Below are 24,187 nucleotides of genomic sequence, written 5' to 3'. Positions count from 1 at the left end.
CGGCAACGTTCATCCCCATCCCGCCATTCCGTGATGCCGCCCTGCCCGGGGCCGGCACGCCAAAGGAGACAATCCCCCGTGAACCACCTCATGAGTCCGCTGATACAGCGGGCGGCCGACGCTCCGGCCATCAAGCCCGCCGTGGAGCTGGGTACGCCGGTACTGCTCACCATTGCAGCGGTGGGCATCGCCATCCTGCTGGTGATGATCATCCGCTTCAAGATCCAGGCCTTCGTGGCCCTGCTCACCGTCAGCATCCTGGTGGCCGTGGCGGCAACCATCCCGCTGCAGGACATCTTCACGGTGGTCTCCAGCGGTGTGGGCAGCACCATGGGCAAGGTTGCCATCCTGATCGCGCTCGGCGCCGTGCTGGGCCGGATGATCGAAGTGTCCGGCGGTGTCCAGTCCCTGGCCGACCACTTCACCCGCAAGCTCGGCGCGCGCCGCGTGGCCGTGGCGCTGACCGCCGTCGGCTTCCTGGTAGCCATCCCCGTTTTCTTCGAGGTGGGCATCATCGTACTGGTGCCCATCGTGTACGCCTTCGCCAAGATCGCCAAGGTGCACCCCGTAAAGTTCGGCCTGCCCATGGCCGGCATCATGCTTGCCATCCACGTGGCCGTTCCGCCGCACCCGGGAATCGTGGCCGGCGCCGGCGTGCTCGGCGCCGACATCGGGCTCATCGCCCTGATCTCGCTGCTCATCTGCATCCCGCTGGGCTTCCTGTCCTACTGGGTGGCCTCCATCATGAACCGCAAGGACTACGAACTGCTGCCCGCCGTGAAGGCGCAGGTGGAGGAATTCGGCTCCGATTCCCTGGTCAAGGTGGGCCACGACGGCCCCGGTGCCGCCGCCATCGCTCCGCCGCGGCCGGGCCTGATCATCTTCCTCATCGCAGCACCCATCGTGCAGATCCTGCTCGGCACCGTCGGCACGCTGGTGCTCCCCAAGTCCGATCCGCTGTATGGCCTCGCAGCCTTCATCGGCAACCCCTTCCTCGCCCTGCTGGTCGCCGTGGCGCTCTCCTTCTTCCTGCTGGCCGTCCGCCGCGGCTGGTCCTTCAAGGAAACCGGTGAAATCTTCGAGGGCTCGCTGCCTCCCATTGCCTCCATCCTGATGGTGGTGGCCGCCGGCGGCGTGTTCGGCAACGTGCTGCAGGTCTCTGGCATTGGGTCGGCGCTGTCCAAGACCCTGGACACCCTCGGCGTCCCGCTGCTGCTGCTCGGCTTCATCGTCTCGCTGGCCCTGCGCGCCGCCCAGGGCTCGGCAACCGTGGCCATCGTGACCACCACCGGCCTGCTGTCCGCGGCCGTCAGCGGCGGCGGGTACAGCCCGGCGCAGATCGCCGTGATCGTGATCGCCATCGGTTTCGGCGCCCTGGGCCTGTCCCATGTCACGGACGCCGGCTTCTGGGTGGTGGTCCGCTACTACGGCCTCACCGTTTCCGACGGCCTGAAGACCTGGACGGTCCTCACCACCATCCTGGGCGTGGCCGGCTTCGTGCTGACCTTTATTGCCTGGATCCTGGTGGGAGGCCTGGGGGTCTGATGCGTACCCGACTGGACCACCTGGTCACCTCCGCCCTGCAGCAGGGTTCCGCAGTGCCGGCCTTCACCTGCTACGACTTCACTACCGCGCTGGCCGTGGTGGCCGCCGCCGAGGACTCCGGCAGGGGAGTGATCCTGCTGGTGGCCCCGAAGACGGCCGCCACCGCCAACGGCCTCCGGCTCATCGCGGCGCTGCGCGGACTGGCGGATGCTGCCGCCGTACCGGTCGCGGTGCAGCTTGACCACGCGTCGGACCTCAACGTGATGGCCGACGCCGTTGCGGCAGGGGCGGATTCGGTCCTCGCCGACGGTTCGTCCCTTCCTTACGAGGAGAACATTGCGCTGGTCCGGGACGCCCGGGCGCTGGTGGGCCCCGACGTGGTCCTCGAAGCGGAACTCGGGGGCCTGGCCGGCGACGAGGACCGTGCCTTCTCTGCAGGCCAGTCCGGCACCGACGCGGCAGGCCTGACGGACTCCGCGCAGGTGGAGGACTTCGTGTCCCGCACCGGCGCGCAGCTCCTGGCCGTTGCCGTGGGCAATGTCCACGGCAAGTACAAGGGTGAGCCCCGGCTGCGCTGGGACGTGCTGCAGGACATCGCAGCGCGGGTCCACATTCCGCTGGTGCTGCACGGTGCTTCCGGGATTCCTGCCCAGGAGCTGGTCAAAGCCGCCGCCATGAACGTTGGCAAGGTCAACTTCAACACGGAACTGCGGACCGGCGTGCTGGCCACTCTCCAGGATCAGGTTGCCGGCCACCGCGCCGACGGCGAGAACCTGCAGGGCCTGCTGTCCCTGTGGAACGCCTCGGCCAAGGGCTTTGCCGCCACCACCCTGGCCACCCTGGCGCGGTAGCGGCACCGAACCCGCCACAGACGGGAGGCCAGGATCAAGCAGCCGGTCCTGGCCTCCTCTGTGCCTGTCCGCGGGTGATTCGCGGCTCCGGATGGAGAGTGCCGGCAGCGGATACAGGCTTCCACCGGGAGGCTAGGATCGAGCAATGATCCTGGCCTCCCTTCTCTTTGCCTTCCTTGCCGCCGCACTGCACGTCTTCATCTTCACCATGGAGTCGCTTACCTGGACCCGGCCTGCCACCTGGAAGCGCTTCGGGATCGACTCCCAGGCCGATGCCGAAACCACCCGGTCCCTGGCCTACAACCAGGGCTTCTACAACCTGTTCCTGGCTGTGGGGGCCTTCGTCGGCGTCGGGCTCGTGGCGTACGGCAGGAGCGGATCAGTCCCATCCGTGGCAGGCTGGACCCTCGTCTTCAGCTGCTGCGGCTCCATGCTGCTGGCGGCCGCCGTCCTCGCCCTCACCGGGCGCAAGTACCTCCGCGCCGCGGTGACGCAGGGCAGCACGCCCCTGCTCGCCGTCGTCCTGGCCCTGCCTGCAGTCCTGCAGTAGGGACTCCCAGGGCCTATGGTCCTTAAACCCGCCTGCAACGGGGTGCACAATAGTGCCGTGGGCAGCGTCGAGTCGTTGTAGGCCCCAAGTGCGCACCGGCAGGCAGGGGACAGAAACCGGGCCGGACACGGCAAACCGTGATCCGGTCATCGACCTTGTCCGTTTCGTCTGCCTGGTGCTGGTGTTGGTGGGGCATTCGATGATGGTCAGCCCTGTTCTGCACCCTGACGGTACCGTGACCACGGAAAACACGCTGGCGATCCAGAACTGGTTCGAGCCCATCATCTGGATCTTCATGGTGATGCCGCTGTTCTTCGTTACCGGAGGGGTGACGGGGCTGCAGTCCTGGCGGCGGCTCAAGGAGGCCGGCGGCACAGCTGCCCAGTTCATCCGCGGCCGGCTCCTGCGGCTGGTCCGGCCCGCCACTGCCCTGTTGGCCACGATGGCGTTGGGCCTGGCCGTGGCCGGCGTACTCGGCGTGGACCAGGAGGTGGTCCAGCTCATGGCAACCGGCGCCGCCATGCCGCTGTGGTTCCTGGCCGCCTACCTCGCCGCACAGCTGAACATTCCGGTGCTGGCCGCGCTGCATGCCCGCGCCCCCTGGCTGACCATCGGCCTGCTCACCGCGCTGGTGGTTGCCGTGGACTGCCTCCGCGGCGCACTGCCGGACCTGGCCAATATCAACCTGGTGTTTGTGTGGTGCGCCGTCCAGCAATTGGGCTTCCTGGCCGTGGACGGCCATTTTTCCCGGCTCTCGCGCTCCGGCCTGCTGGGCATGGCCGTTGCGGCGCACCTGCTGCTGGGCGTGGTGACCGGGCTGGGGCTGTACCGGGGGAACATGCTGGTGAACCTCAATCCGCCCAACCTGACCCTCGTAATCCTGGGCGTTGCGCAATTGGCCGCCCTGGAGCTCGCCCGGCCGGTCCTGGCGCCCCTGGCCCGTGTGCGCTGGGTCAGCCGGCTGCTGACGATGGCCGGGTCCAGGTCCCTCACTGTATACCTGTGGCACCTGCCGCTGCTGGTGGCCATGTCCGGGCTGCTGCTCCTCGCGCCCATCCCCAAGCCTGGACCCGGCACCGCCGCCTGGTGGTGGTCGCGGCCCCTGGTGGTTTTTGCGCTGGTCCTGCTGCTCCTGCCGGTGGCAGCGGCCTTTGGACACCTGGAGGAACGGACGACGGCGATGCACACCCTCCGCTGCCGGGCCGCCGCAGCGGGCGCCGCCGTCGTCGTGGTCTTTATCCCGGTGGCCGACGCGGCCCTCAGTGGACTGTCGCTGGGTCTGCTGGCAGCCGGCGCGGTTTGCTTTTACGTGGCGGTGCTTCTGCTGGGCGGCTTCTCGCCAGGGCACCGGAGGGCGGCTGTTTCCCTCGGTCCCCGCAAAGGGAAGGCCCGGGGCAGAACCCGGGGCAAGAAGGGGAGAAGGGGCATTGCCAGCGGGGTGAAGTAGTGCCAGTGTCAGACCATGACCGAGAACACCGCGTCCGCGGAGGACAAATTCACCGCAAACGTCTCGCTGCGGCGCAACGATGCACAGCACCGGTACGAACTCCTGGTGGATGACAGGATTGCCGTGCAGGCCTTCTTCCGCGACCTTCCCGGGCACATCGATTTCACCCACACGGAGACCGGGCAGGACTTCGAGGGCCAGGGGCTCGGCAAAGTCCTGGCCCACTTCGCCTTGGACGACGTGGTGGCCACGGGCAAGCGCATCATCCCGCATTGCCCGTTCATTTCCAGCTATCTGCGGAAGCACGAAGGCTACGAACAGTTCGTCGACTGGCCCCAGGGCTGACAGTTGGCTGCGGCGGCCTTCCGCCGCGCGGCGGAAGGCCCCTTAGCTGGCCAGCGCCTGGTCGCTGACTGCCATGGCGGTTCCAGGGTCATCAATGGTGAACCCGCAGGCGCAGCGGTACGTGACGATGCTTTCCGGCACTGATCCGGGCCGCAGGGCAACGACGGAGTTTCCGTCGACGTACACGGGCTGCCGGAGCGGCATCTCCGCGGGGTCGACGCGCTCCATGGGCGTGCGGCAATGCATGCGGGAGTTGAGGGTCAAAAGCAGCCCTGCGTCGACGGGTACTGTCGTGGCCAAAAGCTGTCCAGCTGCCTCATTGCGCTCCCCAAACGCGGCCGGCTGGTGTTCCATTGCGGTGGTCATTATGTTCTTCCTTGGGCTTCTTCACGGGACCGCCAGCGTTGGCAACCCCGCCGCGAACTGCTTGCGGAGGTTCATCTATCCCCACAAGCAAAGCATGCTTACTAAATGTTGCACAAGTTGCACTTGGGGAAACCTGCCCAAAGCCCGGTCTGCCAAAGGCTTGGCGCCGTCACGCCAGGGCACCCTGGAGAGCTTGCTTGGCGCACGTGCCGGAGCCAACTCTGGCCCCTGTGGCTAGGCTTGCAGCATGACTCCCTCCAGCTCACGGACCACAGCACTCGTCACCGGCGCCAGCGCCGGGCTCGGACGCGAATTCGCCAAGCAGCTCGCCGCGCAGGGGCACGATCTGGTCCTGGTGGCGCGCAACGCGGCGCGGCTCGCGGAAACGGCGGAGGCGCTTCGGCGGCAGTACGGAATCACGGTTGAGGTGCTCCCCTCCGACCTGACGCAGGACGAGGACGTCGCCGCCGTCGTCGAACGCCTTGAGGACGCCACGCGGCCGGTGCGGATCCTGGTGAACAATGCGGGGATCGGGCTGCTGCACAACTTTGAGGACAACCACGCGGACGACGAGAAGAGGCACCTGAAGCTGCACGCCGAGACCTCCATGATGCTTACCCATGCGGCGCTCCGGGGAATGCTGGAGCGCGGGGAGGGCCGGATTATCAATGTTGCCAGCGTGGCCGCGTTCCTGCCCCGAGGCACCTATTCCGCGGCGAAGGCCTGGCTGGTGAGCTTCAGCCGGTGGGCCAACATGGCTTACCGCAAGCGCGGGATCAAGGTGACCGCTGTCTGCCCTGGCTTCACCCATACCGAGTTCCATGACCGGATGGGGATGGACAAGTCGGTGGCGCCGTCCTGGACATGGCTGCGCGCCGAGCGGGTGGTGCGGGAAGGCCTGGCGGACAACGAACGCGGCAAGGCCGTGTCCATTCCGTCCAAGCGCTACAAGGCGGTGGCCGCGGTCGCCAAGGTGGCCCCGGCGCGGCTAATGGCGGGGCCGGCGCGGAAGCCGAAGTAGCGGCGCCTGGCCCGGGAAGGCCGGACGCCTCCGCGAACCGGGCCGGCGGACAGCCACCACCACCAGGATTCCCAACAACGCCCCTACCAGGGTCTCCACGGCACGCTCCAGGATCAGGACCCGCGGCTCGATGGGTGCGGCAAGCTGGGTCATCAGCAGGATGACAGGAGTGAACCAGACCATCGCCAGGCCATAGTGCCTGGTCATGAACAGCTCTGTTGCGAACTGGAAGAGGATCACCAGAAGGGCCAGCACCACGGCATGGTTCCCCGGTTCCTGCCACGCGGGGTAGAGGGCCGGCAGGCTCCAGGGCCCGGGGAGGAGTACGACGGCGGTAACCGCCAGGCCGATCAGCGTGCCCACGATGCGGTGGACACCCCGCCGGACGCTGCTGGGCAGGTCTGCGCCTGCCAGCGGTACTGCAGCGGATGCCATTGCCCAGTGCGGATGGCCGCTGCCGCTGATCACGCCCACCGTCCCGGCAGCGCCCACGGCCAGTACATACCGGGCTGCATGGAGCATGAGTTCACGCCGCCTGGCCGCCGACCGGCGGGGTACCTTCCGGGTGGCTCCGGGCTCCCATGCCCTCCGCCGCACCCAGCCGCTGAATCCGACCAGGATGGAGAACACTGATGATGCCGCCGCAATGGCCACGGCCACGTACCAGGGGACAGCGGCAGGCGCGGAAGCGCACGCGCCCAGCGCAAGGATGCCGAAGAAGGGCCCGTTCGGCTTCAGCCGCACCCGGTCGGAGTAGATCGAGCCCACTCCGGCCAGAGTTGCCTCCACGGCAACCAGCCACCACGAGTGGACGTGGTTGACGGACAGCACCACCCCCACCGCCACGCCAGTGAGCAGCACCAGGGCACCCTGGCCCTGGTGGCGGAGCCGGAGCTGATGCGGCTCGGAACGGCCATACATGCCCGTCAGTGCACCGAAGACGGCGTAGATGATCAGGTCCGTGCGGCCAAGGGCGAGCAGGAACAGGGAGGGGACTGCGACGCTGAGGGCTACCCGGACCGCCGCGAGGTGGTCATTAGTGGCAGGTTCCAAACGGTGGAGCGCACGTACCTGCTCCACTACGCGCTCCATATCCCGACCTGTCCCCCAATGCCTGCTGCGGCCCGCCTCTGCGGCCCCTTGGAAGCTATCACCGGGCGCCGGACCGAGTCATATAGCTGCAGTCACACAGGGACATCTCGCGTGGACCTTCGGCTCCGGCAGCCGGTTTGGCATCCGGGGCCGGGACTTCTTCCCACCAGCGCAAAGGCCCGCCCCGCGTGCTTCCCCCAAGGAAGCACGCGGGGCGGGCCTGCGAGCGTGGGCTACAAGCGTGCCCCGAAGGCCGGAGTCAGGCCCCGGCCGGGACCCCGCGCTGTGCCTGCGGGTCCGTGCCGTCCTGCGTTTCGAACGGCAACTCGTCCAGGTTGATCAGCGGGTTCTCGTCCTGGGTGGCCACCAGTTCCTTCGCCTCTGCCTGGGTGTCAACGCTGGGCATGGATCCCGGGAGGGGGCGATTGGCGGATTCCTTCAGGAAGTAGATGGCGATCGCACCCACCAGGGAAGTGCCCATCAGGTAGTAGGCAGGCATCATGTCGTTGCCGGTGGCGCTGATCAGCGCGGCCACGATGAAGGGCGTGGTGCCGCCGAAGATGGCCACGGCGAAGTTGTACGCGATGCCCATGGCGCCGTACCGGCTGGACGTGGGGAACTGGGCAGGGAGGGCCGAGGCAAGGTTGGCCACGTAGAAGGTAACGGGGAAGGCGACTAGGGCAAGGCCCGCAAGGGTGGACCAGATCTGTCCAATACCAATCAGCATGAAGGCCGGGATGGCCAGGACGATCGTGCTGATGGCACCGATCCAGAGCACGGGACGGCGGCCGATGCGGTCGGAGAGCTTGCCGGTCAGCGGGATGCAGAGGCTCATGACCACCAGGACGGGAATCGTCAGCAACGTGCCGTGCACTTCGTCGTAGCCCTTGGAATCGGTCAGGTAGGTCGGCATGTAGGACGTCAGCGCGTAGCCGGCCGTGTTCGCAGCGGCCACCACAACCATGGCGACGATGATGGGCCGCCAGTAGGCCTTGACGATCCCCACGGGACCCTTGGCCGCGGAAGTGTCATCCGCGGAGGCATTCCGGGCGTTTTCCTCCTGGGCGTCAAGGGTGGCCTGGAACTGCGGCGATTCCTCGATCTTGCTCCGGAAGTAAACAGCGATGAGGCCCAGCGGACCCGCCACCAGGAACGGGATGCGCCATCCCCAGTCCTCCATGGTGCTCTGCCCGAGGGTCAGCTGCAGTACGGAGACCAGGGCGGCGCCGATGGCGAAGCCCAGGTAACTGCCGAGGTCCAGGAAGCTGGCAAAGAAGCCGCGGCGCTTGTCAGCGGCATATTCGCTGACGAACGTGGTGGCGCCGGCGTACTCACCACCCGTGGAGAAGCCCTGGATGACCTTGAGGAGCACCAGCAGCGCGGCTGCCCAGAGTCCGATCTGGGCATAGCCCGGCAGGACGCCGACGAGGAAGGTGCTGGCGGCCATGATCATCAGCGTGGTGGCCAGGATCTTCTGGCGCCCCATCTTGTCGCCCAGCCAGCCGAAGATCACGCCGCCGAGGGGGCGGGCGATGAAGGTGGCGGCAAAGGTTCCGAGGAGGAACAGCGTCTGCGTTGTGGGGTCGGACTCGGGAAGGAATACCGGGCCCATGGTGGTGATGAGGTACCCGAAGACACCTACGTCGTACCATTCCATCGTGTTCCCCACGATGGTTCCGCCGAGCGCCTTTTTAAGCATCGGCTGGTCAACCACGTTGACATCGGATTCCTTCAGGCGGCGGCGTGGCAGCAGCCTGGGCTTCTTGGCAGCCGCAGCGGCTGACGGGTCGGTTCCGCGGGCGTTCCTGGCGCCTGCTGAAGAGTCGGTCGTGCTTCGGTCTGTGGGCATTTGGGCAACTCCTGTGGAGGTCATTTGCTTGCGACTTGTAGCTGCCCCGCTCCGGGCAGGCCTTCAATTTTACTGGATTCCTCTGGCGTCCGGGCAGTCTTATGGCGTAGAGTGCGCATTTTTAGGCCCCTTCCCGCGCTGTTCCGGGGCCTTTTTGCCCCGCCGTTTCCCGCGCCATCACTGGGAAGCAGGCTGATGAACCGCACTGTTACCAAAAATTTTCCAAGTTGCCCCGTTTCAACCCGCCGATTTCCGGGAAACGGGCCGCAAAAGTGACCGCGGCCACCGTCCTTTGAGGGGCTTCCCAGCAGGAGCGGAGGTGCCTATGGTAGAGCGATGAACACACTTCTTTCCGGGCTGTAGCCTGCGCGCCCGGGCGCTTTTCGTTAGCGGTTCGTTTCAAGGAAGAACGAAAGAAAGAAGGGAAGAAACACATGGGTGAACAGTCCAACCAGTTCCACCTCAAGCCTGAGGTGGCGGACCACCTGGCCGCGGCAATGGATGTGCCGGTGGCACCCGGCCCCGCGGCGATCGGCGGCGTCCCGCTGTCCCAGCAAAGCGGGTGGCCCGACGGCTACGGGAAGCGCCGGCATCCGAAAGACGAGGCTGCCGTCCACGGGCGGGTGGGCCATGAGGCAGCCGTGACGGCGGTTCACCGCACCGGCCGGCCGCAGATGCCACACTCCTCGTAGCCACTTCGGGGAAGACCCCTCGACGGCCACCCGCACCTTCAATATCGATTCGCACGCTACTTGGCGCCCACCAAATTCGGTGGGCGCCAAGTAGTGTCCGCGTCATTTCCCGGAATGCGCGTCGAACCTGCGCCCACCGAACGTGGCTCAGCTTTCGCGGACCACTTCCGACGGGTCCTTGTCCACGCGCCATCCCCGCCACCGCGGATGCCGCAGCCTGCCGGGCCCGGTCCACTCGCTGTAGGTCACTTCACCCACAAGCTCCGGCGCCACCCAGTGGGCGTCCGCGGCATCAGGACGGGGAACTTCGTGGAACGGCGAGGTCTTCCGTCCCAGCCGTTCCACGGTCTGCCGCAGTTCGGTGAGTTCGCGGGTGCTGAATCCGGAACCCACGCGGCCCACGTACTGCAGCTTGTCGCCGTCGGGAATCCCCACCAGCAGCGAGCCCACGGTGTCCTGGCGGCCGCCCTTGCCCGGCCGCCAGCCGCCCACCACCACTTCCTGGGTCTGCTCCGTCTTGAGTTTGATCCAGGTCCGGGTGCGCTGGCCGCTGACGTAGCGGCTGTCCGCCCTCTTGGCCATGATTCCTTCGAGTCCCAGTTCCTGGGCGCTTTCCAGGAGGAGCTCCACTGGTTCTTGCAGGACCACGGACAGGTCCACCGGGCATTCCGAGGGGCGGAAGAAATCCTCCAGCCGCTGCCGCCGTTTACCCAGCGGCAGGCGCCGGAGGTCCTTCCCGTTCTCGTAGAGCAAGTCGAACAGCATCAGCTGTACTGGGATCGCGGTCCGGGCGCGGGCAACGTCCGCGGCCCGGGTCAGTTTCATCCGGCCCTGCAGCAGGCCAAAGTCAGGCTTTCCGCCCGGTCCGACGGCGATGATCTCCCCGTCCGCCACGAACGGCTGCGCCGGCCAGCAGGCCCGGTCGGTGAACTCGGGGTAGGTCCGGCTGACGTCATTGCCGTTGCGCGAAAATATCCTGACCCTGTCCGCGTCCGCTACCAGGATGGCCCTCACGCCGTCCCACTTGAGCTCGTACTGCCACGAACTGCCCTGCAGATCCGCGCTGGTCCCCGCCGTAGCCATCATGGGCTGGTATTCCAGGGCGTCGGCGGGAGCACTGCCGGCGGGGTCCGCAGTGGTGGCCGGCTCCGCGGCCTCGGCGGGGCCGGCAGCCTTGGCCGGCGCAGCAGCCGGGGCAGGGTCCATCCCGCCGCCATCCCGCGAAGGCTCTGTTCCCGCCCGGGCCGGCTGCCGCCGTCGTGCGCCCGGCTCCTCCTGGTCCATGAGGTGGATCAGCCACTGGCTTTCGGCGTCCTTGCCCTGGCCTCGCCCGGTGTGGATGAGCGCGATCTTTTTGCTGCCGCCCAGCCCTCCGTCGTCGGACCCGGCCAGGGTGACGATCACCTCCCTCCCGTTGATCCACTTATGCAGTTCATAGGTGCCGGTGTCCCAGATGGTCATTTCACCGGCCCCGTATTGCCCCTTGGGGATGGTGCCGTGGAACGTGAGGTAGTCCATGGGGTGGTCCTCCGTCTGGACGGCGAGGTGGTTCCTGCCGCCGGACTCGGGGACGCCCTTGGGGAGCGCCCAGGATGCCAGGACCCCTTCGTGTTCCAGCCGGAGGTCCCAGTGCAGGCGGCTGGCGTGGTGCTCCTGGATGACAAAGCTGTTGCCGCCGGAGGGGATGCCTGCGAACGGCTCGGGCGTGGCGTTGGGGTCACGCATGGAGCGGTACTTGCCCAGGCGGGCGTCGCCGTCGTGCGCTTCCTCTTGGGCGGCCGCCCCGCTTGACCCGCCAACTGTGGCGTTGACGACGGCGGCGAACGGGTCGTTGCCGTCCCGCACCCTTTTCAGCACCTCCTGGTAGTCAAGATGCGCCAGCCTGGGCGACTCGATTTCCTGCCAGGTCCGGGGTGCGGCCACCAAGGGCGTGGGCCGGCCGCGAAGCGAATAGGGGACCACCGTGGTTTTTGCCGCGTTGTTCTGGCTCCAGTCCACCAGCACCTTGCCGCGGCGCAGGGACTTCTTCATGTCGCTGACAGCCAGGTCCGGGTGGTCTGCCTCCAGCGCGCGGGCCAACTCCCGCGCGAAGGCGGAGATTTGCTCGGAGGTCTGGCCCCCGTCCAGCGCCGCGTAGAGGTGGATGCCCTTGCTGCCGCTGGTTACCGGGACCGGATCCAGGCCCACGTCCTGCAGGATGGCCCGCGCCAGGAGCGCCACTTCGCGGCACTCGGGCAGGCCCGCACCCTCGCCCGGGTCCAGGTCCAGCACCAGCCGGTCCGGGTTCAGCTGGTTGCCGTGCGGGTCCACCCGCCACTGCGGCACGTGGATCTCCAGCGAGTTGATCTGGCCGAACCACGTCAGCGTCGCGGCGTCGTTGACCAAGGGATAGTGGATGGTCCGGTCCTTGTGCGTGATGGCGGCCCGCGGCAGCCAGCCGGGAGCGGAGTCCTCCAACTCCTTCTGGAAGAAGACCTCACCGGGCTTGTCCGCCGTACCCACACCATTGACCCACCGCTTGCGCGTCGCCGGACGGTTGGCGGCCGCCGGGACCAGGACGTGCGCCACCGCGGCGTAGTAGGCCAGGACGTCGGCTTTGGTGGTTCCGGTCTCCGGATAGATGATTTTGTCCAGGTTGGTCAGTGTCAGCTCGCGTCCCGCAACCCGGACACGTTCCCTGCTACCTGCCACGGGGCTTCACCTCCGGCCTGCTCTGATGTTGACTGTATGAATGAGAGCCATCTGGAAAGGTGCCATCGCGTTCGGCCTGGTCAACGTGCCCGTGAAGGTCTACAGCGCCACAGAGGATCATGACATCAGTCTGCACCAGGTTCACAACGCCGACGGCGGCAGGATCCGTTACCAGCGCCGGTGCGAGGTATGCGGGGAGGTGGTGGACTACTCGGACATCGAGAAGGCCTTCGACGAGGACGGCCGCACTGTGGTCCTGTCCAAGGATGAGCTCAAGTCCATTCCCGCCGAGAACAGCCACGAGATCGAAGTGGTGCAGTTCGTCCCGTCCGAGCAGCTCGAGCCCATGATGTTCGAGAAAAGCTACTACCTGGAGCCTGATTCCAAGTCGCCCAAGGCCTACGTGCTGCTGCGCCGGGCGCTGGAGGATACGGACCGGGTGGCCATTGTCCAGTTCGCGCTGCGGGAGAAGACGCGGCTGGGTGCCCTGCGGATCAAGGACGACGTCCTGGTCCTGCAGTCCCTGCTCTGGCCGGATGAGGTGCGGGAGGCGAATTTCCCGTCCCTGGAAGCGGACATCAGGATTTCCGCGCAGGAACGCGACATGTCAGCGGCGCTGGTGGAGTCCATGGCCGCTGACTTCGAGCCCGACTCCTTCACGGACGAGTACCAGGTGCAGCTCCGCCAGCTGATCGACGCGAAGCTCGAGCAGGGTGAATCGCTGGACACCGAGGAAACCTTCGGCGTGGAAGCCGGCGAGGGCGGCAAGGGCGAGGTCATCGACCTCATGGAGGCCTTGAAACGGAGCCTGGACCGGAAACGCGGCGGCGGGGAGCCCGCATCGGCCACCGGAACTGATGACGAAGCGGACGGCGGGAAGGGGGACGCTGAGGAGGAAGCCAAACCGGCCCGCAAGTCGTCAGGCACCAAGGCCGCGGCGGCCAAGTCTTCGGGGACCAGGGCTGCCGCGAAGACCGGCACGGATGATTCCGGGCCTGCCGCCAAATCGGCCACGAGATCCGCCGCCACGAAATCCACGTCCGCAAAGTCTTCAGCCTCCAAGTCCACGGGAAGCAAAGCGGCAGAAACCAAATCCACCGGCTCCAAGACCGCAGCCAAGCCGGCCGCCAAGACCACCAGGGCGCGCAAACCGGCCTGACGTGCGGCGGGCAGCCGCCCAGTCTTTGCCCGGCGCCACCCTTTACAGGTGGCTGCAACGCGCCCACAATGAGTCGCATCACAGCCTCCGCTGTGCCAGCGGCGCTGTCACCATCTTCGGCGGACATGTAAAGGGGCGCGGACATGAGCGATCAGACAGGCGTGGCGGGGGCGGAGGCGGACCGGGAGCTCAAGAGGAAGCACCGGGCCATGTGGGCCTCAGGGGATTACCCGGCCCTTGCCGACGAGATGCTCCTGGAGCTGGGTGCCGTCCTGGTGGAGGCCTGTGGCATCAAGTCCCGCCAGCGGGTCCTGGACGTAGCGGCGGGAACCGGAAACGCCGCCATTCCGGCGGCGATGATGGGCGCCAAGGTGGTGGCCAGCGACCTCACCCCCGAGCTCTTCGAAGCGGGGCGCAAGGAAGCCGCGAACCGGGGCGTCAGCCTTGAGTGGCAGGAAGGCGACGCAGAAGCCCTCCCATTCGGAGAGGCGGAGTTCGACACGGTGATGTCCTGCATTGGCGTGATGTTCGCACCCCACCACCAGGCAGCTGCGGACGAACTGCTCAGGGTCTGTAAACCCGGCGGTTCCATCGGGCTGCTGTGCTGGACCCCCGAAGGATTTACCGGGCAGATGTTTGCCGCCCTGAAGCCCTTCGCTCCGCCGCCCCCGCCCGGCAGCCAGCCTGCGACGTTGTGGGGGAGCGAGGACCACATCCGCGAACTGATGGGCGAAAAAATCACCGATGTCCACAGCCGGAAGAAGCACCTCACGGTGAGGAGCTTCCACCAGCCCGCGGACTTCGTCCGCTATTTCAAGTCCCACTACGGCCCCATCATCTCCGTGTACAAATCCCTCGGCGAGGACCATGACAAGGTCAAGGCCCTGGACGAGGCCCTTACCGGTCTTGCCGATTCCTTTGGCGACGCGCACGGCGATACCCCGTTCCAGATGGAATGGGAGTACCTGCTCTTCACCGCGAAAAAGGCCTGAACCATGGCGGAAAACTACGTGGCCACCTCCGTCACCACCATCGACGCCCCGCCGGAGCGCGTGTGGGAAGTGATGACCGACCCCGCCGCCGTGAAGGAGTTCATGTTTGGAACCATGCTGGAGACGGACTGGAAGGTGGGGAGCCCCATCACCTGGCGGGGTGAGTGGGAAGGGAAGGCCTACCAGGACAAGGGCCGGATCCTGGCGGTCGAACCGGGGCGGAAACTGGTCCACACCCACTACAGCCCCCTGTCCGGGCAGGAAGACAAGCCGGAGAATTACCACACGCTTGACTGGTCGCTTGAGGACCGTGACGGCGCCACCCGGCTGACCCTGGCGCAGGACAACAATCCCAGCGAAGAAGCCGCGAAGCATTCCAAGGGCATGTGGGACATGCTCCTGGCGGACGTGAAACGGATTGCGGAAGGCGGGCCAGGCGCTTAAAGCCAAGCGGCCGCCGTCGGGCTTCTCCATAAAGGGAAAGCGCGACGGCGGCCGACTGGGGCAGTGCCGCTAAGCGGCGAAGCTGCTACTCGGCGTCGTGATCTGTTTCCAGGATCTGCACCAGGCGCTCCAGCGCATCGTCCGCACCGGCACCTTCGGCGCGGAGGACCACCACGTCGCCGTGCGAAGCACCCAGGCTCATCAAGGACAGGATGCTGGCTGCATCCATGGCTTCGTCGGCCGGCTCGCCTTCACGGGCGATGGTGATGTCCAGGTCGAACTCGCCGGCTGCCTCGGCAAAGATAGCGGCCGGGCGGGCGTGCAAGCCCACGCGGCTGGCAACGGTTGCGGTGCGTTCTGGCATTTTTGCTCCTTTTGTCTTTCGGCGTGCTGAGGGTTCAGCGGCCGGTGAAGTTTGTGGCTAAGCCGGCTCAGACGGTTGCGGGAACCGGTTCAACCGTATCAACGCTCTTCTTGACTGCCCAGCGCTTGAGCGCGATGACGGAAAGTGCCGTGATTACCGTGCCGACGATGATCGAGATGACGAACATCAGGAAGTTGTCGATGGCGAAGAAGACGAACAGGCCGCCGTGGGGTGCCTTTGATCCGACGCCCGCCGCCATGGAAATGGCACCGGTCACTGCGCCGCCCAGCATGCTGGCGGGGATGACGCGCAGGGGATCGGCAGCGGCGAACGGGATGGCGCCTTCGGAGATGAAGGACGCGCCCAGCAGCCAGGCTGCCTTGCCGTTTTCCTGCTCAGCGAGGCTGAAGAGCTTCTTGTTCAGGACGGTGGAAGCCAGCGCCATGGCCAGCGGCGGGACCATGCCCGAAGCCATGACTGCTGCCATGATCTGCCACGGGGCCTGGTTGTCGATGCTTGCGGCTCCCAGGCCGGCGACGGCGAAGGAGTAAGCCACCTTGTTGACCGGACCGCCCAGGTCGAAGCACATCATGAGTCCGAGGATCACGCCGAGGGCGATGGCTCCGGCACCGGTGAGTCCGGACAGCCAGTTGTTCAGGCCGGTGGTGATGGCCACGATCGGGGCGCCGAGGATGAGGAACATGAGGCCAGATGCCACCAGCGAAGCCAGCAGCGGGATGATGACCACAGGCATCAGGCCGCGCAGCCAGCGTGCCACCTGGAGGCCGCCGATAACGTGGGCGATGTAACCGGCCAGCAGGCCGCCTACGATGCCGCCGAGGAAGCCGGCGCCCATGAACCCGGCTACGGCACCGGCCACGAAGCCCGGCGCGATGCCCGGACGGTCGGCGATGGCGTAGGCGATGTACCCGGCCAGGGCCGGAACCAGGAATCCGAGCGAGAGGGCGCCGATCTTGAACAGGACCGCACCGAGGTAGGCCCCCAGCGGACCCCACGCGTTCTCCGGGAACTGGGTGGGAAGGTTGAAGATGCTGTTCTGGACCACGATCGTGTCCGCGTACTTGGTGATCAGGTAACCGCCCATGAGGAAGCCAAGGGCGATCAGCAGGCCACCGCCGGCCACGAACGGAATCATGTAGGAGACACCGGTGAGCAGGGCTTTCTTGAGCTTCTGTCCGATGTGCTCGCCCTTTTCAGCGGCCTCCAGCTCAGCCTGTTCCTCCGCGCCGAAGTGCGGGACCCGGTGGGCATTGGGGTTGTCCGCCGCAGCAAGTGCTTCCTGGACCATCTTTTCCGGTTCGTCGATGCCGCGCTTTACGGGGGCATTGATGACGGGCTTGCCGGCAAAGCGCTCCTTGCCGCGCACGTCCACGTCCACGGCGAAGATCACGGCGTCCGCTGCGGCGATGACGGCGGGGTCCAGTGCCTTGGCGCCGGAGGAACCCTGGGTCTCCACCTGCAGGTCAACGCCCACCTCCTTGGCGGCTGCCACGAGGGAATCGGCTGCCATGTACGTGTGGGCAATGCCGGTGGGGCACGCGGTCACGGCCACCAGGCGCTTGGGCCCGCGGGCCGCGCTGCCTGCCGAAGCACCTGCGGGGGCACCGACGGCGCTGGCACCTGCGGCACCGGCTGCGCCGACGCTGGCCCCTACCGGGACTGCATCCACCGGGGCGGCTGCAGCGTGCGCTGCCGGCTTGTCCGCCAGCGCGCCGTCAACGAGTTCCACGATTTCAGCCTGCGAGGAGGCGTTGCGGAGGGCTGCGGTGAAGTCCTTCTTGATCAGGGACCGCGCCAGCTTGGAGAGCAGCTTCAGGTGCTCCTGGTCCGCCCCGTCCGGAGCGGCAATGAAGAACACCAGGTCAGCCGGGCCGTCCTTGGCGCCGAAGTCAACCTTCGGGTTCAGGCGTGCCATGGCCAGGGTGGGCACGGTGACTGCTGCGGAGCGGCAGTGCGGGATGGCGATGCCACCCGGGATGCCCGTGGCGGTCTTCTGTTCGCGGGCAAAGGCGTCGGCGAAGAGGCCTTCAACTTCTGATGCGCGTCCGGTGGCAGCTACCTTGCTTGCCAGATGCCGGATCACCGTCTCGGGGGCGTTGCCCAGGTTCTGGTCGAGCTCGACCAGATCCGTGGTGATGAGCTGGGTCACTGTCAATCCTTTCGAAGGGCCGTGATGGTTACGGCATCCGGGGTGGTTTGGTTTACTGCCGGAACTGTGGAGCCCGGCAGCGAGGCAGCGGCGGCACCGTGGGCCACCGCCTGACGAAGGCAGTCGGCGGGGGCGGCGCCCCGGCCGTGGGCGAGCAGGTAGCCGGCAAGTGCGGAGTCGCCCGCACCCACCGTGCTGACCGCGGCGACCGGCGGGTGCGTGGCCAGCCACGCGCCGTCGGCCGTTACGAGGACAGCTCCCTTGGAACCGAGAGTTGCCAGCACAGCACCCACACCGGAACGTACGACGGCGGCTGCGGCGGCTGCCGCAGCAGCGGGATCCGCTTCCAGCTCGTCACCGGAGGCCGGGGTGAAACCGGCGGCTGCGGCCAGTTCCGCCAGTTCCTCGGCGTTGGGTTTGAGGAGGTCCGGTTTCCCGGAACCTGTGGTTGTTCCTCCGGAGACGGTGCTGTCCCCGGACGTTCCGCTGTCGGTGAGGGCAGCGGCGAGGGGCGCCCCGGAGGAGTCGACGGCGATCAGCGGCGCTGTGCCGTTGCCCGCCTCCCGGATCCGCCGCGCCACCGTGGCGTAGAAGTTGTCCGGGAATCCCGGTGGCAGCGAACCGGCCAGAACCACCCAGCTGGCGCCGCGGGAGCTTTCCAGCAGCAGCTTGATGAGGGCTTCCTGCTGGTCAGCAGCCAGGACGGGCCCGGGTTCGTTGATCTTGGTGGTCACGCCGCCGGGCTCGGTGAGCGCCACGTTGGTGCGCAGCGGCTCATCGATGGGAAGGGACACGAAGGGAACGGCGCTCTCCCGCAGCCCGGCCAGGACGGGGTCACCGTCTGCGCCGGGAAGGACGGCAAGGGATTCCAGCCCGGAGGCCACCAGGGCGCGGGAAACGTTGACACCCTTGCCGCCGGACTCCTGGCGGACGGAGACGGCGCGCTGCACCTCACCGCGGGCCAGCGGGCCGGGGAGGGCCACCGTCCGGTCGAGGCTGGGGTTGGCCGTGAACGTGACGATCATGCGACCACCACGTCTACGCCGGCATCTTCCAGGGCGGCTGCGAGTTCAGGTCCGGGTTCACTGTCTGTGATCAAGGTATCCAGATCTTTCAGGGAGGCGAACTGGACCAGGGTTTCCGTGTCCAGCTTGGAGGAGTCGGCCAGCACCACAATGCGGCGTGCCGACTGGACGAAGGCTGCCTTGACGGCTGCTTCTTCAGGATCGGGAGTGCTGATGCCAAAGGTGGCGTGGATGCCGTTGGTGCCGATGAACGCGATGTCCGGGCGCAGCCTGGCGGCGGCGTCCACGGTGGCCTGGCCCACGGCCACCTGGGTGATGCCGCGTACCCGACCGCCCAGGATCTGCAGGGCTACACCGGGAACATGGGAGAGTTTGCTGGCGATGGGTACTGCGTGGGTGATGACCACCAGTTCGTGCTGCGGCCCGTTTCCATCGGAAGGTTCGGCGGCGGTGCGCCGGGCCAGCATGTCTGCCAGCACTTCGGTGGTGGTGCCGCCGTCCAGCAGGACACTGGCGGTCGAGTTGCGGGGAATCAGTGCGAGGGCGGCTTCGGCGATCCGGATTTTTTGGTCCGGCCGCTGGATGGCCCGTTCGGTGACGCTTTCCTCGGTGGTGCTGAAGCGGTCTGCCGCCACTGCGCCACCGTGGACGCGCCGTACGGTTCCGGCGTTTTCCAGGGCTGCCAGGTCCCGGCGCACGGTTTCGGTGGTGATGCTGAAGCGCTCAGCCAGCAGGGTCACGCTGACCCGGCCGCTGCCGGCGACAAGCTCGGCAATCTTTTGCTGGCGCTCTTCGGCGAACACTTACCCTCCGTTGCGTAGCTGCTCTCGTGACCTGCGTCACTCTCGTGTTGAGTTACTTGACTTTATCTTTGCTTCTGTTGGTTTGTCAATGGAAACCAACATGAAACAAGATTCCTTGTCATTTGCCCTGTCGGGGCGCAAAAAAGCCGGGCTGGACGCCTGTGGTCCAGCCCGGCTCTTCGGCCTGGCGTTACTTATCCGGGGAAATGGCCCCCGTTTCCGCATGAGGTCAGATGCCGCCGTCGCGGGTTTCCTGCCGGGTGATGCGCTCACCGGTGTTGGGGTCGATCACGGACCGGGACTCGCTCACCCGCCGGCTGCGGCCGGGCGAGGCGAGGATAAGTGATGCAATCAGCCCGATCACGCCGACGGCCATCAGGATGTAGCCCACCAGCTGCTGGTCCACAAAGGGAATCAGTCCGGGAGTCACTGCCCAGGCGAGAATAGCGCCGAGGGCGATAAGGAAGATTGACGAACCGATTCTCATGACCTGCTCCTTACGGCCGCTTCCATGTGCGGCGCTGGTATGGCGTTACGGAAGGGTGGTGCGTACTGCAAAAAGCTAAGCCTGCTGTCTGTCAGGCGTCACGCTACCGTCCGCGGGTTCCGGATTCAATGACCCGGCCGGGCAGCTCATCTGCGTCGCTAGTCTTGACCAGTGGAAACAGTTGTGTGGTCCAGGCCGGAAGGCCAACGCGCGGGCACTCCCTTGATGGTGATGATGCACGGGTACGGCACGGACGAGTCGAGGATGGTGCGCCTGTTTGAGCACCTGCCGCAGGAGTTCACCTATGCGGCCCTGCGCGCCCCAATGCCCATCGGCGACCACTGGGGCTGGTTCCTGCTCGATTACTTCCTGGCCAACGACTTTGCGGACGTGATCTCGGCGGCCAATGCCGTGCGGGCGTGGATCAAATCCGTGGAGGACCAGCACAGCAGCGTGAGCCTGATGGGATACTCGCAGGGGATGGCCATGGCCAGCACGCTGCTTCGGCTGCACCCGGGCGACTATAAGGCCGTGGTGGGGCTGTCCGGCTTCGTGCTCAACAATGAGCTCCTCTCCGTAATGGATACCTTCGAGGCCAGGCCGCCCTTCTTCTGGGGGCGGGACAAGGCGGATCTGGTCATTAACGAGGACGCGGTCGCCTACACCGCCGAATGGCTGGAAAAGAACACGCTCCTGACGGCGCGGACCTACCCGGGGATGGGGCATGCGATGTCCAAAACCGAGATGGTGGACGTCAGCGCTTTCCTGCGCCACTACGTGCTGCGGACGCGGCCGGAAATTGCCTAGACAGCGATAAAAAACAGTTGCAAGTCAAATTTGCAAGCGCTTACACTCGTCTACGGCCATGATCGGTCCTGCAGTGGGCGGACAAGGAAGTGATACTGCGCGTCTCTGGCGCAGTGGAGCTTCCTTTCGGCTGCCCGGCAGGGCTACTGTCCACAACCCGAGAGGACATCGCACTGCCGATGACGCAAGAAACTGCAGCTGATACCGCCGCCTGGACCGGCGCCGCAGCAATCCTGTTTGACCTGGATGGAGTGCTGACGCCCACGGCCACCGTGCACGAACGGGCCTGGCAGGAACTGTTCGACGGCTACCTGGCCTCACAGCCCGGCGCGTCCCCATACCGCGAGAGCGACTACTTCGACCACATCGACGGTAAACCCCGCTTCGACGGCGTCCGCGACTTCCTTGCCTCACGCGGGATCACCCTGCCCGAAGGCCCGCTGGATGACGACCCTGCCCACGACACAGTCCAAGGCCTGGGCAACCGGAAGAACGCGGTCTTCAATGACATTGTGAGTGCCGGCGTCGAACCGTTCGAAGGCTCGGTGCGCTTCCTCCAAGCCGCCCTTGACCGCGGACTCAAGGTCGCCGTCGTCTCCTCCTCCCGCAACGCACCCGCCGTATTGAAGGCAGCCGGGCTCAGCCGGCACTTCGACGTGGTGGTGGATGGGGTCGTGGCTGCGGAGCAGGGCCTGCCCGGCAAGCCAAGCCCGGCCACCTACGAGTACGCCGCGAAGCTGCTGGACCTGTCCAGCTCCGAGTGCGTGGTGGTGGAGGACGCCGTGTCCGGTGTGCAGGCCGGACAGGCGGGATCTTTCCACTCCGTCATCGGCGTGGACCGCGGAGCCGGGCGGCAAACGCTGCTTGATGCCGGTGCCACCCTGGTGGTCAGCGACCTTCAGGAACTCATCCCCTGATCCCACTCCCGGAACCGGTGTTGCCTTTCCCCGCGGCAACACTGCTGCTTCCCCCGGCAGCGCCCCATCCGGGTACAGCACTTCCCCCGAATACTCCATGCCGGCCAGCCGGCAGCACCAGCAAGGCCAAAAGGACCCCGACCATGGCATTGATCAGCGCGGACCGCGAACGGTTCCCCGACACCCCCTGGCAACTCGTTGAGACCCGCTACGAAGCCGACAACGCGGGCACACTCGAGACCCTGTTCGCCCTTGGCAACGGACACCTGGGTATCCGCGGCGCACACTGGGCTGCGGTGGACGCAGAACTGCCGGGCAGCTTCATCAACGGGCTGCACGAAATCTGGGACATCAAGCACGCCGAAAACGCCTTCGGATTTGCCCGGACGGGACAGCGCATCCTGTACATTCCGGACGCCAACAACTTCACCATCATGGTGGATGGGGAAAGCCTCAGCCTGGCCGAAACCGAAGTCCTGGACTACCGGCGGACCGTGGATTTCTGCACGGGGATCTATGAATGCCGCATCACCTGGCAGTGCCGGTCCGGCGCAACGGTAACCACCACCGAGCGGCGGGCCGTGGGCTTCGCGTCCCGCGGCAGCCTTGGCATTTCGCTGGAAGTGGCCACGGACCGGCAGGTTTCCCTGGACGTCACCTCATCCGTGATCAACCGCCAGGACCAGCCGGTGGAAGACCACTCCGTGCACGATCCCCGCCGTGCCGGCCGCCACGCCGGCCGGGTGCTGCTGCCCGTGAGGCTCGACGGCGGCGACGGCTCCCTGCGTCTGTCCTGGGAGGCGGCGGAGTCCAAGCAGCGGGTGGGCATCGCCGTTGACCACTGGACCTCCCCCGGGTACCAGCCGTTCGAGACCCTGGTGGACCAGGACGACAGCAGCGTCCGTTACGTCCTTGCGGTTGACGCCGATGAACCGTTCCGCCTGGAGAAAAGCGTCAGCTACGCCGCGGGCCCCGCTATCCAAGACCCGGAGATCGACGCAGCCGCAGTGGCAGAAGAAGCGCTCCGGCCCGTCAATGAGGTCTTTGCTGAAAGTGATGCGCACTTCCGCCGTTACTGGGCCACCTCCGACATTGTGGTCGACGGCGGCCAGCCCGGGTTGCAGCAGGCCATCCGCTGGAACCTCTTCCAGCTGGCCCAGGCCACCGCCCGTGCCGACGTTGCAGGCATCCCCGCCAAGGGCGTTACGGGATCAGGCTATGAGGGTCACTACTTCTGGGACCAGGAGGTGTACCTGCTGCCGTACCTCACCTATACCAATCCTGACGGCGCCCGGCAGGTCCTGGAGTTCCGGCACGGGATGCTCCCCGAGGCCAAGATCCGGGCCAAGGAACTGAGCGTGGATGGAGCCTTGTTCCCGTGGCGCACCATTAACGGACTCGAGGCCAGCGCCTACTATGCTGCGGGCACGGCCCAGTTTCACATTGCCGCCGCCATTGCGTTCGCCACCAACAGGTACCTCTGGGCTACCGGCGATGCCGCCTTCGGAGAGGGCATGGGCGCCGAACTGCTGATCGAAACTGCCCGGATGTGGATTTCCCTGGGCTTCTTCGGCAAGGACGGGCTCTTCCACATCCACGGCGTCACCGGTCCCGATGAATACACCGCCGTGGTCAACGACAACCTGTACACGAACGTGATGGCCCGCTTCAATCTCCGGGCCGCTGCCGCCCTGGAGCACGCCGAAATCACGCCGGAGGAGCGCCAACTCTGGGAAGCCGCCGCCAGCCGGATGCAGCTGCCGTTCGATGACCGCATGCAGGTGCACTCACAGGACAACGATTTCATGACGCTGGAGCCCTGGGACTGGACCACGCCCCGGTCCAAGTACCCGCTGCTCCTGCATTTCCACCCGCTGGTGATCTACCGCCACCAGGTCCTCAAACAGGCGGACACTGTCCTGGCCATGTTCCTGCAGTGGCAGGACTTCACCGCCGAGGAGAAACACCGTGCCTTCGATTTCTATGATCCGCTGACCACCGGTGACTCAACCCTGTCCGCCTGCGTGCAGGGAATCATGGCGGCCGAGGTGGGTTACTCGAAGGAAGCGCTGGACCACTTCACCAACGCGGCCTTCATCGACCTCGATGACACCCACGGCAACACCATCGACGGCGTCCACATTGCCTCGACCGGGGGAGTGTGGAGCTCGCTGGTCAGCGGGTTCGCCGGCCTGCGCGACCAGGGGGAGGTGCCGTTCTTCGACCCGCGCCTCCCTGCCGAATGGACTGGGCTGGCCTTCCACCTGAAGATCCGCGGACGCCTGCTGCTGGTCCGCCTTGCCCCCGGTTCCATAACGCTCGCCGTGCAGGAGGGCGGGCCGCTGGAAGTGGACGTCCGCGGCCACCGGCTGGTGGTGGGCGGCGACCCCGTCCAGGTGCCGCTGGCGCCGGTCCCGCAGCCGGAGCCCACCGTATTCCCCAGCGGCCTGCCAACGGCAAGCATCCCGGTGGTGCGCGGCAACAGCTGACCGGTGGGGGAGCGAAACCCCGTCCCGGATTACCCCGCCAGGAGGGTGGCTGCTTCCTGGCGGGTGGTGCCGGAGTCCTGG

Annotated in this window: 22 protein-coding genes; 13 read left to right on the top strand and 9 right to left on the bottom strand. The window is 66.5% G+C overall.

Going from position 1 to position 24,187, the window contains the following annotated elements; all coding sequences use genetic code 11:
- The first annotated feature begins 78 nt into the window (after positions 1-78).
- The 5 genes from VXJ37_RS18140 to VXJ37_RS18120 all read left to right on the top strand — a co-directional run bounded on the left by VXJ37_RS18140 (position 79) and on the right by VXJ37_RS18120 (position 4,738).
- Positions 79-1,545 carry a GntP family transporter gene (locus VXJ37_RS18140; protein WP_331324436.1) on the top strand — a complete coding sequence of 489 codons (1,467 nt, stop codon included), beginning with the start codon at positions 79-81 and terminating at the stop codon, positions 1,543-1,545.
- A complete protein-coding gene (locus tag VXJ37_RS18135; protein WP_331324435.1) occupies positions 1,545-2,396 on the top strand; it encodes a class II fructose-bisphosphate aldolase in 852 nt (283 codons plus the stop codon). The genes VXJ37_RS18140 and VXJ37_RS18135 overlap by 1 nt, the downstream gene beginning before the upstream one ends.
- Before the next feature lie 145 nt (positions 2,397-2,541).
- Positions 2,542-2,946 (top strand): DUF1304 domain-containing protein, encoded by a 405-nt coding sequence (locus VXJ37_RS18130; protein WP_331324434.1) that lies wholly within the window; start codon positions 2,542-2,544, stop codon positions 2,944-2,946.
- 88 nt (positions 2,947-3,034) lie between these two features.
- Positions 3,035-4,393, top strand: coding sequence for an acyltransferase family protein (locus VXJ37_RS18125; RefSeq protein WP_331324433.1), 1,359 nt, complete (start codon positions 3,035-3,037; stop codon positions 4,391-4,393).
- Positions 4,394-4,408: 15 nt separating this feature from the next.
- A complete protein-coding gene (locus VXJ37_RS18120; RefSeq protein WP_331324432.1) occupies positions 4,409-4,738 on the top strand; it encodes a GNAT family N-acetyltransferase in 330 nt (109 codons plus the stop codon).
- Positions 4,739-4,780: 42 nt separating this feature from the next.
- Here the strand turns inward: VXJ37_RS18120 and VXJ37_RS18115 are convergent, their stop codons facing one another.
- Positions 4,781-5,104, bottom strand: a complete 324-nt coding sequence (locus VXJ37_RS18115) for a hypothetical protein (protein ID WP_331324431.1) — start codon at positions 5,102-5,104, stop codon at positions 4,781-4,783.
- A 247-nt stretch (positions 5,105-5,351) separates the two neighbouring features.
- On the opposite strand from VXJ37_RS18115, the gene VXJ37_RS18110 reads away from it, so the two are divergent.
- On the top strand, positions 5,352-6,125 hold the full coding sequence (locus VXJ37_RS18110; RefSeq protein WP_331324430.1) for an SDR family NAD(P)-dependent oxidoreductase: 774 nt from the start codon (positions 5,352-5,354) through the stop codon (positions 6,123-6,125).
- Here VXJ37_RS18110 and VXJ37_RS18105 read toward each other — a convergent pair.
- Positions 6,093-7,217 (bottom strand): FUSC family protein, encoded by a 1,125-nt coding sequence (locus VXJ37_RS18105; protein ID WP_331324429.1) that lies wholly within the window; start codon positions 7,215-7,217, stop codon positions 6,093-6,095. The two genes, VXJ37_RS18110 and VXJ37_RS18105, sit on opposite strands and share 33 nt — an antisense overlap.
- Positions 7,218-7,476: 259 nt before the next feature.
- Positions 7,477-9,066, bottom strand: coding sequence for an MFS transporter (locus VXJ37_RS18100; protein WP_331324428.1), 1,590 nt, complete (start codon positions 9,064-9,066; stop codon positions 7,477-7,479).
- A 434-nt stretch (positions 9,067-9,500) separates the two neighbouring features.
- Between VXJ37_RS18100 and VXJ37_RS18095 the strand changes: the two genes are divergently transcribed.
- Positions 9,501-9,758 (top strand): hypothetical protein, encoded by a 258-nt coding sequence (locus VXJ37_RS18095; RefSeq protein ID WP_331324427.1) that lies wholly within the window; start codon positions 9,501-9,503, stop codon positions 9,756-9,758.
- A 147-nt stretch (positions 9,759-9,905) separates the two neighbouring features.
- Here the strand turns inward: VXJ37_RS18095 and VXJ37_RS18090 are convergent, their stop codons facing one another.
- On the bottom strand, positions 9,906-12,449 hold the full coding sequence (locus VXJ37_RS18090; RefSeq protein WP_331324426.1) for an ATP-dependent DNA ligase: 2,544 nt from the start codon (positions 12,447-12,449) through the stop codon (positions 9,906-9,908).
- 40 nt (positions 12,450-12,489) lie between these two features.
- Here VXJ37_RS18090 and ku point away from each other — a divergent pair, with 40 nt between their 5' ends.
- The 3 genes from ku (at position 12,490) to VXJ37_RS18075 (ending at position 15,044) form a co-directional block, all read left to right on the top strand.
- Entirely contained in the window at positions 12,490-13,608 is a 1,119-nt protein-coding gene (gene ku / locus VXJ37_RS18085; RefSeq protein WP_331324425.1) for a non-homologous end joining protein Ku, read from the top strand.
- A 143-nt stretch (positions 13,609-13,751) separates the two neighbouring features.
- Positions 13,752-14,600 carry a class I SAM-dependent methyltransferase gene (locus VXJ37_RS18080; RefSeq protein ID WP_331324424.1) on the top strand — a complete coding sequence of 283 codons (849 nt, stop codon included), beginning with the start codon at positions 13,752-13,754 and terminating at the stop codon, positions 14,598-14,600.
- A gap of 3 nt (positions 14,601-14,603) precedes the next feature.
- On the top strand, positions 14,604-15,044 hold the full coding sequence (locus tag VXJ37_RS18075) for an SRPBCC domain-containing protein (protein ID WP_331324423.1): 441 nt from the start codon (positions 14,604-14,606) through the stop codon (positions 15,042-15,044).
- Positions 15,045-15,129: 85 nt separating this feature from the next.
- Here the strand turns inward: VXJ37_RS18075 and VXJ37_RS18070 are convergent, their stop codons facing one another.
- From VXJ37_RS18070 to VXJ37_RS18050, 5 genes are all read right to left on the bottom strand, one after another.
- On the bottom strand, positions 15,130-15,408 hold the full coding sequence (locus tag VXJ37_RS18070; RefSeq protein WP_015935750.1) for an HPr family phosphocarrier protein: 279 nt from the start codon (positions 15,406-15,408) through the stop codon (positions 15,130-15,132).
- Positions 15,409-15,475: 67 nt separating this feature from the next.
- A complete protein-coding gene (locus VXJ37_RS18065; protein WP_331324422.1) occupies positions 15,476-17,578 on the bottom strand; it encodes a PTS fructose transporter subunit IIABC in 2,103 nt (700 codons plus the stop codon).
- A gap of 2 nt (positions 17,579-17,580) precedes the next feature.
- Complete coding sequence (locus VXJ37_RS18060) at positions 17,581-18,603, bottom strand: 1-phosphofructokinase family hexose kinase (RefSeq protein WP_331324421.1); 1,023 nt, start codon at positions 18,601-18,603, stop codon at positions 17,581-17,583.
- Positions 18,600-19,406, bottom strand: coding sequence for a DeoR/GlpR family DNA-binding transcription regulator (locus VXJ37_RS18055; RefSeq protein WP_331324420.1), 807 nt, complete (start codon positions 19,404-19,406; stop codon positions 18,600-18,602). Before VXJ37_RS18055 ends, VXJ37_RS18060 begins: the two co-directional genes overlap by 4 nt.
- Positions 19,407-19,635: 229 nt before the next feature.
- On the bottom strand, positions 19,636-19,893 hold the full coding sequence (locus tag VXJ37_RS18050; RefSeq protein WP_331324419.1) for a DUF6458 family protein: 258 nt from the start codon (positions 19,891-19,893) through the stop codon (positions 19,636-19,638).
- Positions 19,894-20,064: 171 nt separating this feature from the next.
- Here VXJ37_RS18050 and VXJ37_RS18045 point away from each other — a divergent pair, with 171 nt between their 5' ends.
- The 3 genes from VXJ37_RS18045 to VXJ37_RS18035 all read left to right on the top strand — a co-directional run bounded on the left by VXJ37_RS18045 (position 20,065) and on the right by VXJ37_RS18035 (position 24,106).
- Positions 20,065-20,700 carry an alpha/beta hydrolase gene (locus tag VXJ37_RS18045; RefSeq protein WP_331324418.1) on the top strand — a complete coding sequence of 212 codons (636 nt, stop codon included), beginning with the start codon at positions 20,065-20,067 and terminating at the stop codon, positions 20,698-20,700.
- Between the two features lie 179 nt (positions 20,701-20,879).
- Positions 20,880-21,617, top strand: coding sequence for an HAD family hydrolase (locus tag VXJ37_RS18040; protein ID WP_331324417.1), 738 nt, complete (start codon positions 20,880-20,882; stop codon positions 21,615-21,617).
- Between the two features lie 143 nt (positions 21,618-21,760).
- Complete coding sequence (locus tag VXJ37_RS18035) at positions 21,761-24,106, top strand: glycoside hydrolase family 65 protein (protein ID WP_331324416.1); 2,346 nt, start codon at positions 21,761-21,763, stop codon at positions 24,104-24,106.
- Positions 24,107-24,187: the final 81 nt, after the last annotated feature.

The organism is Pseudarthrobacter phenanthrenivorans, from assembly GCF_036455295.1.
GTDB lineage: Bacteria > Actinomycetota > Actinomycetes > Actinomycetales > Micrococcaceae > Arthrobacter > Arthrobacter phenanthrenivorans_C.
Note: the sequence above shows the minus strand (reverse complement) of the source record. Positions and strands in the feature narration are given on the sequence as shown.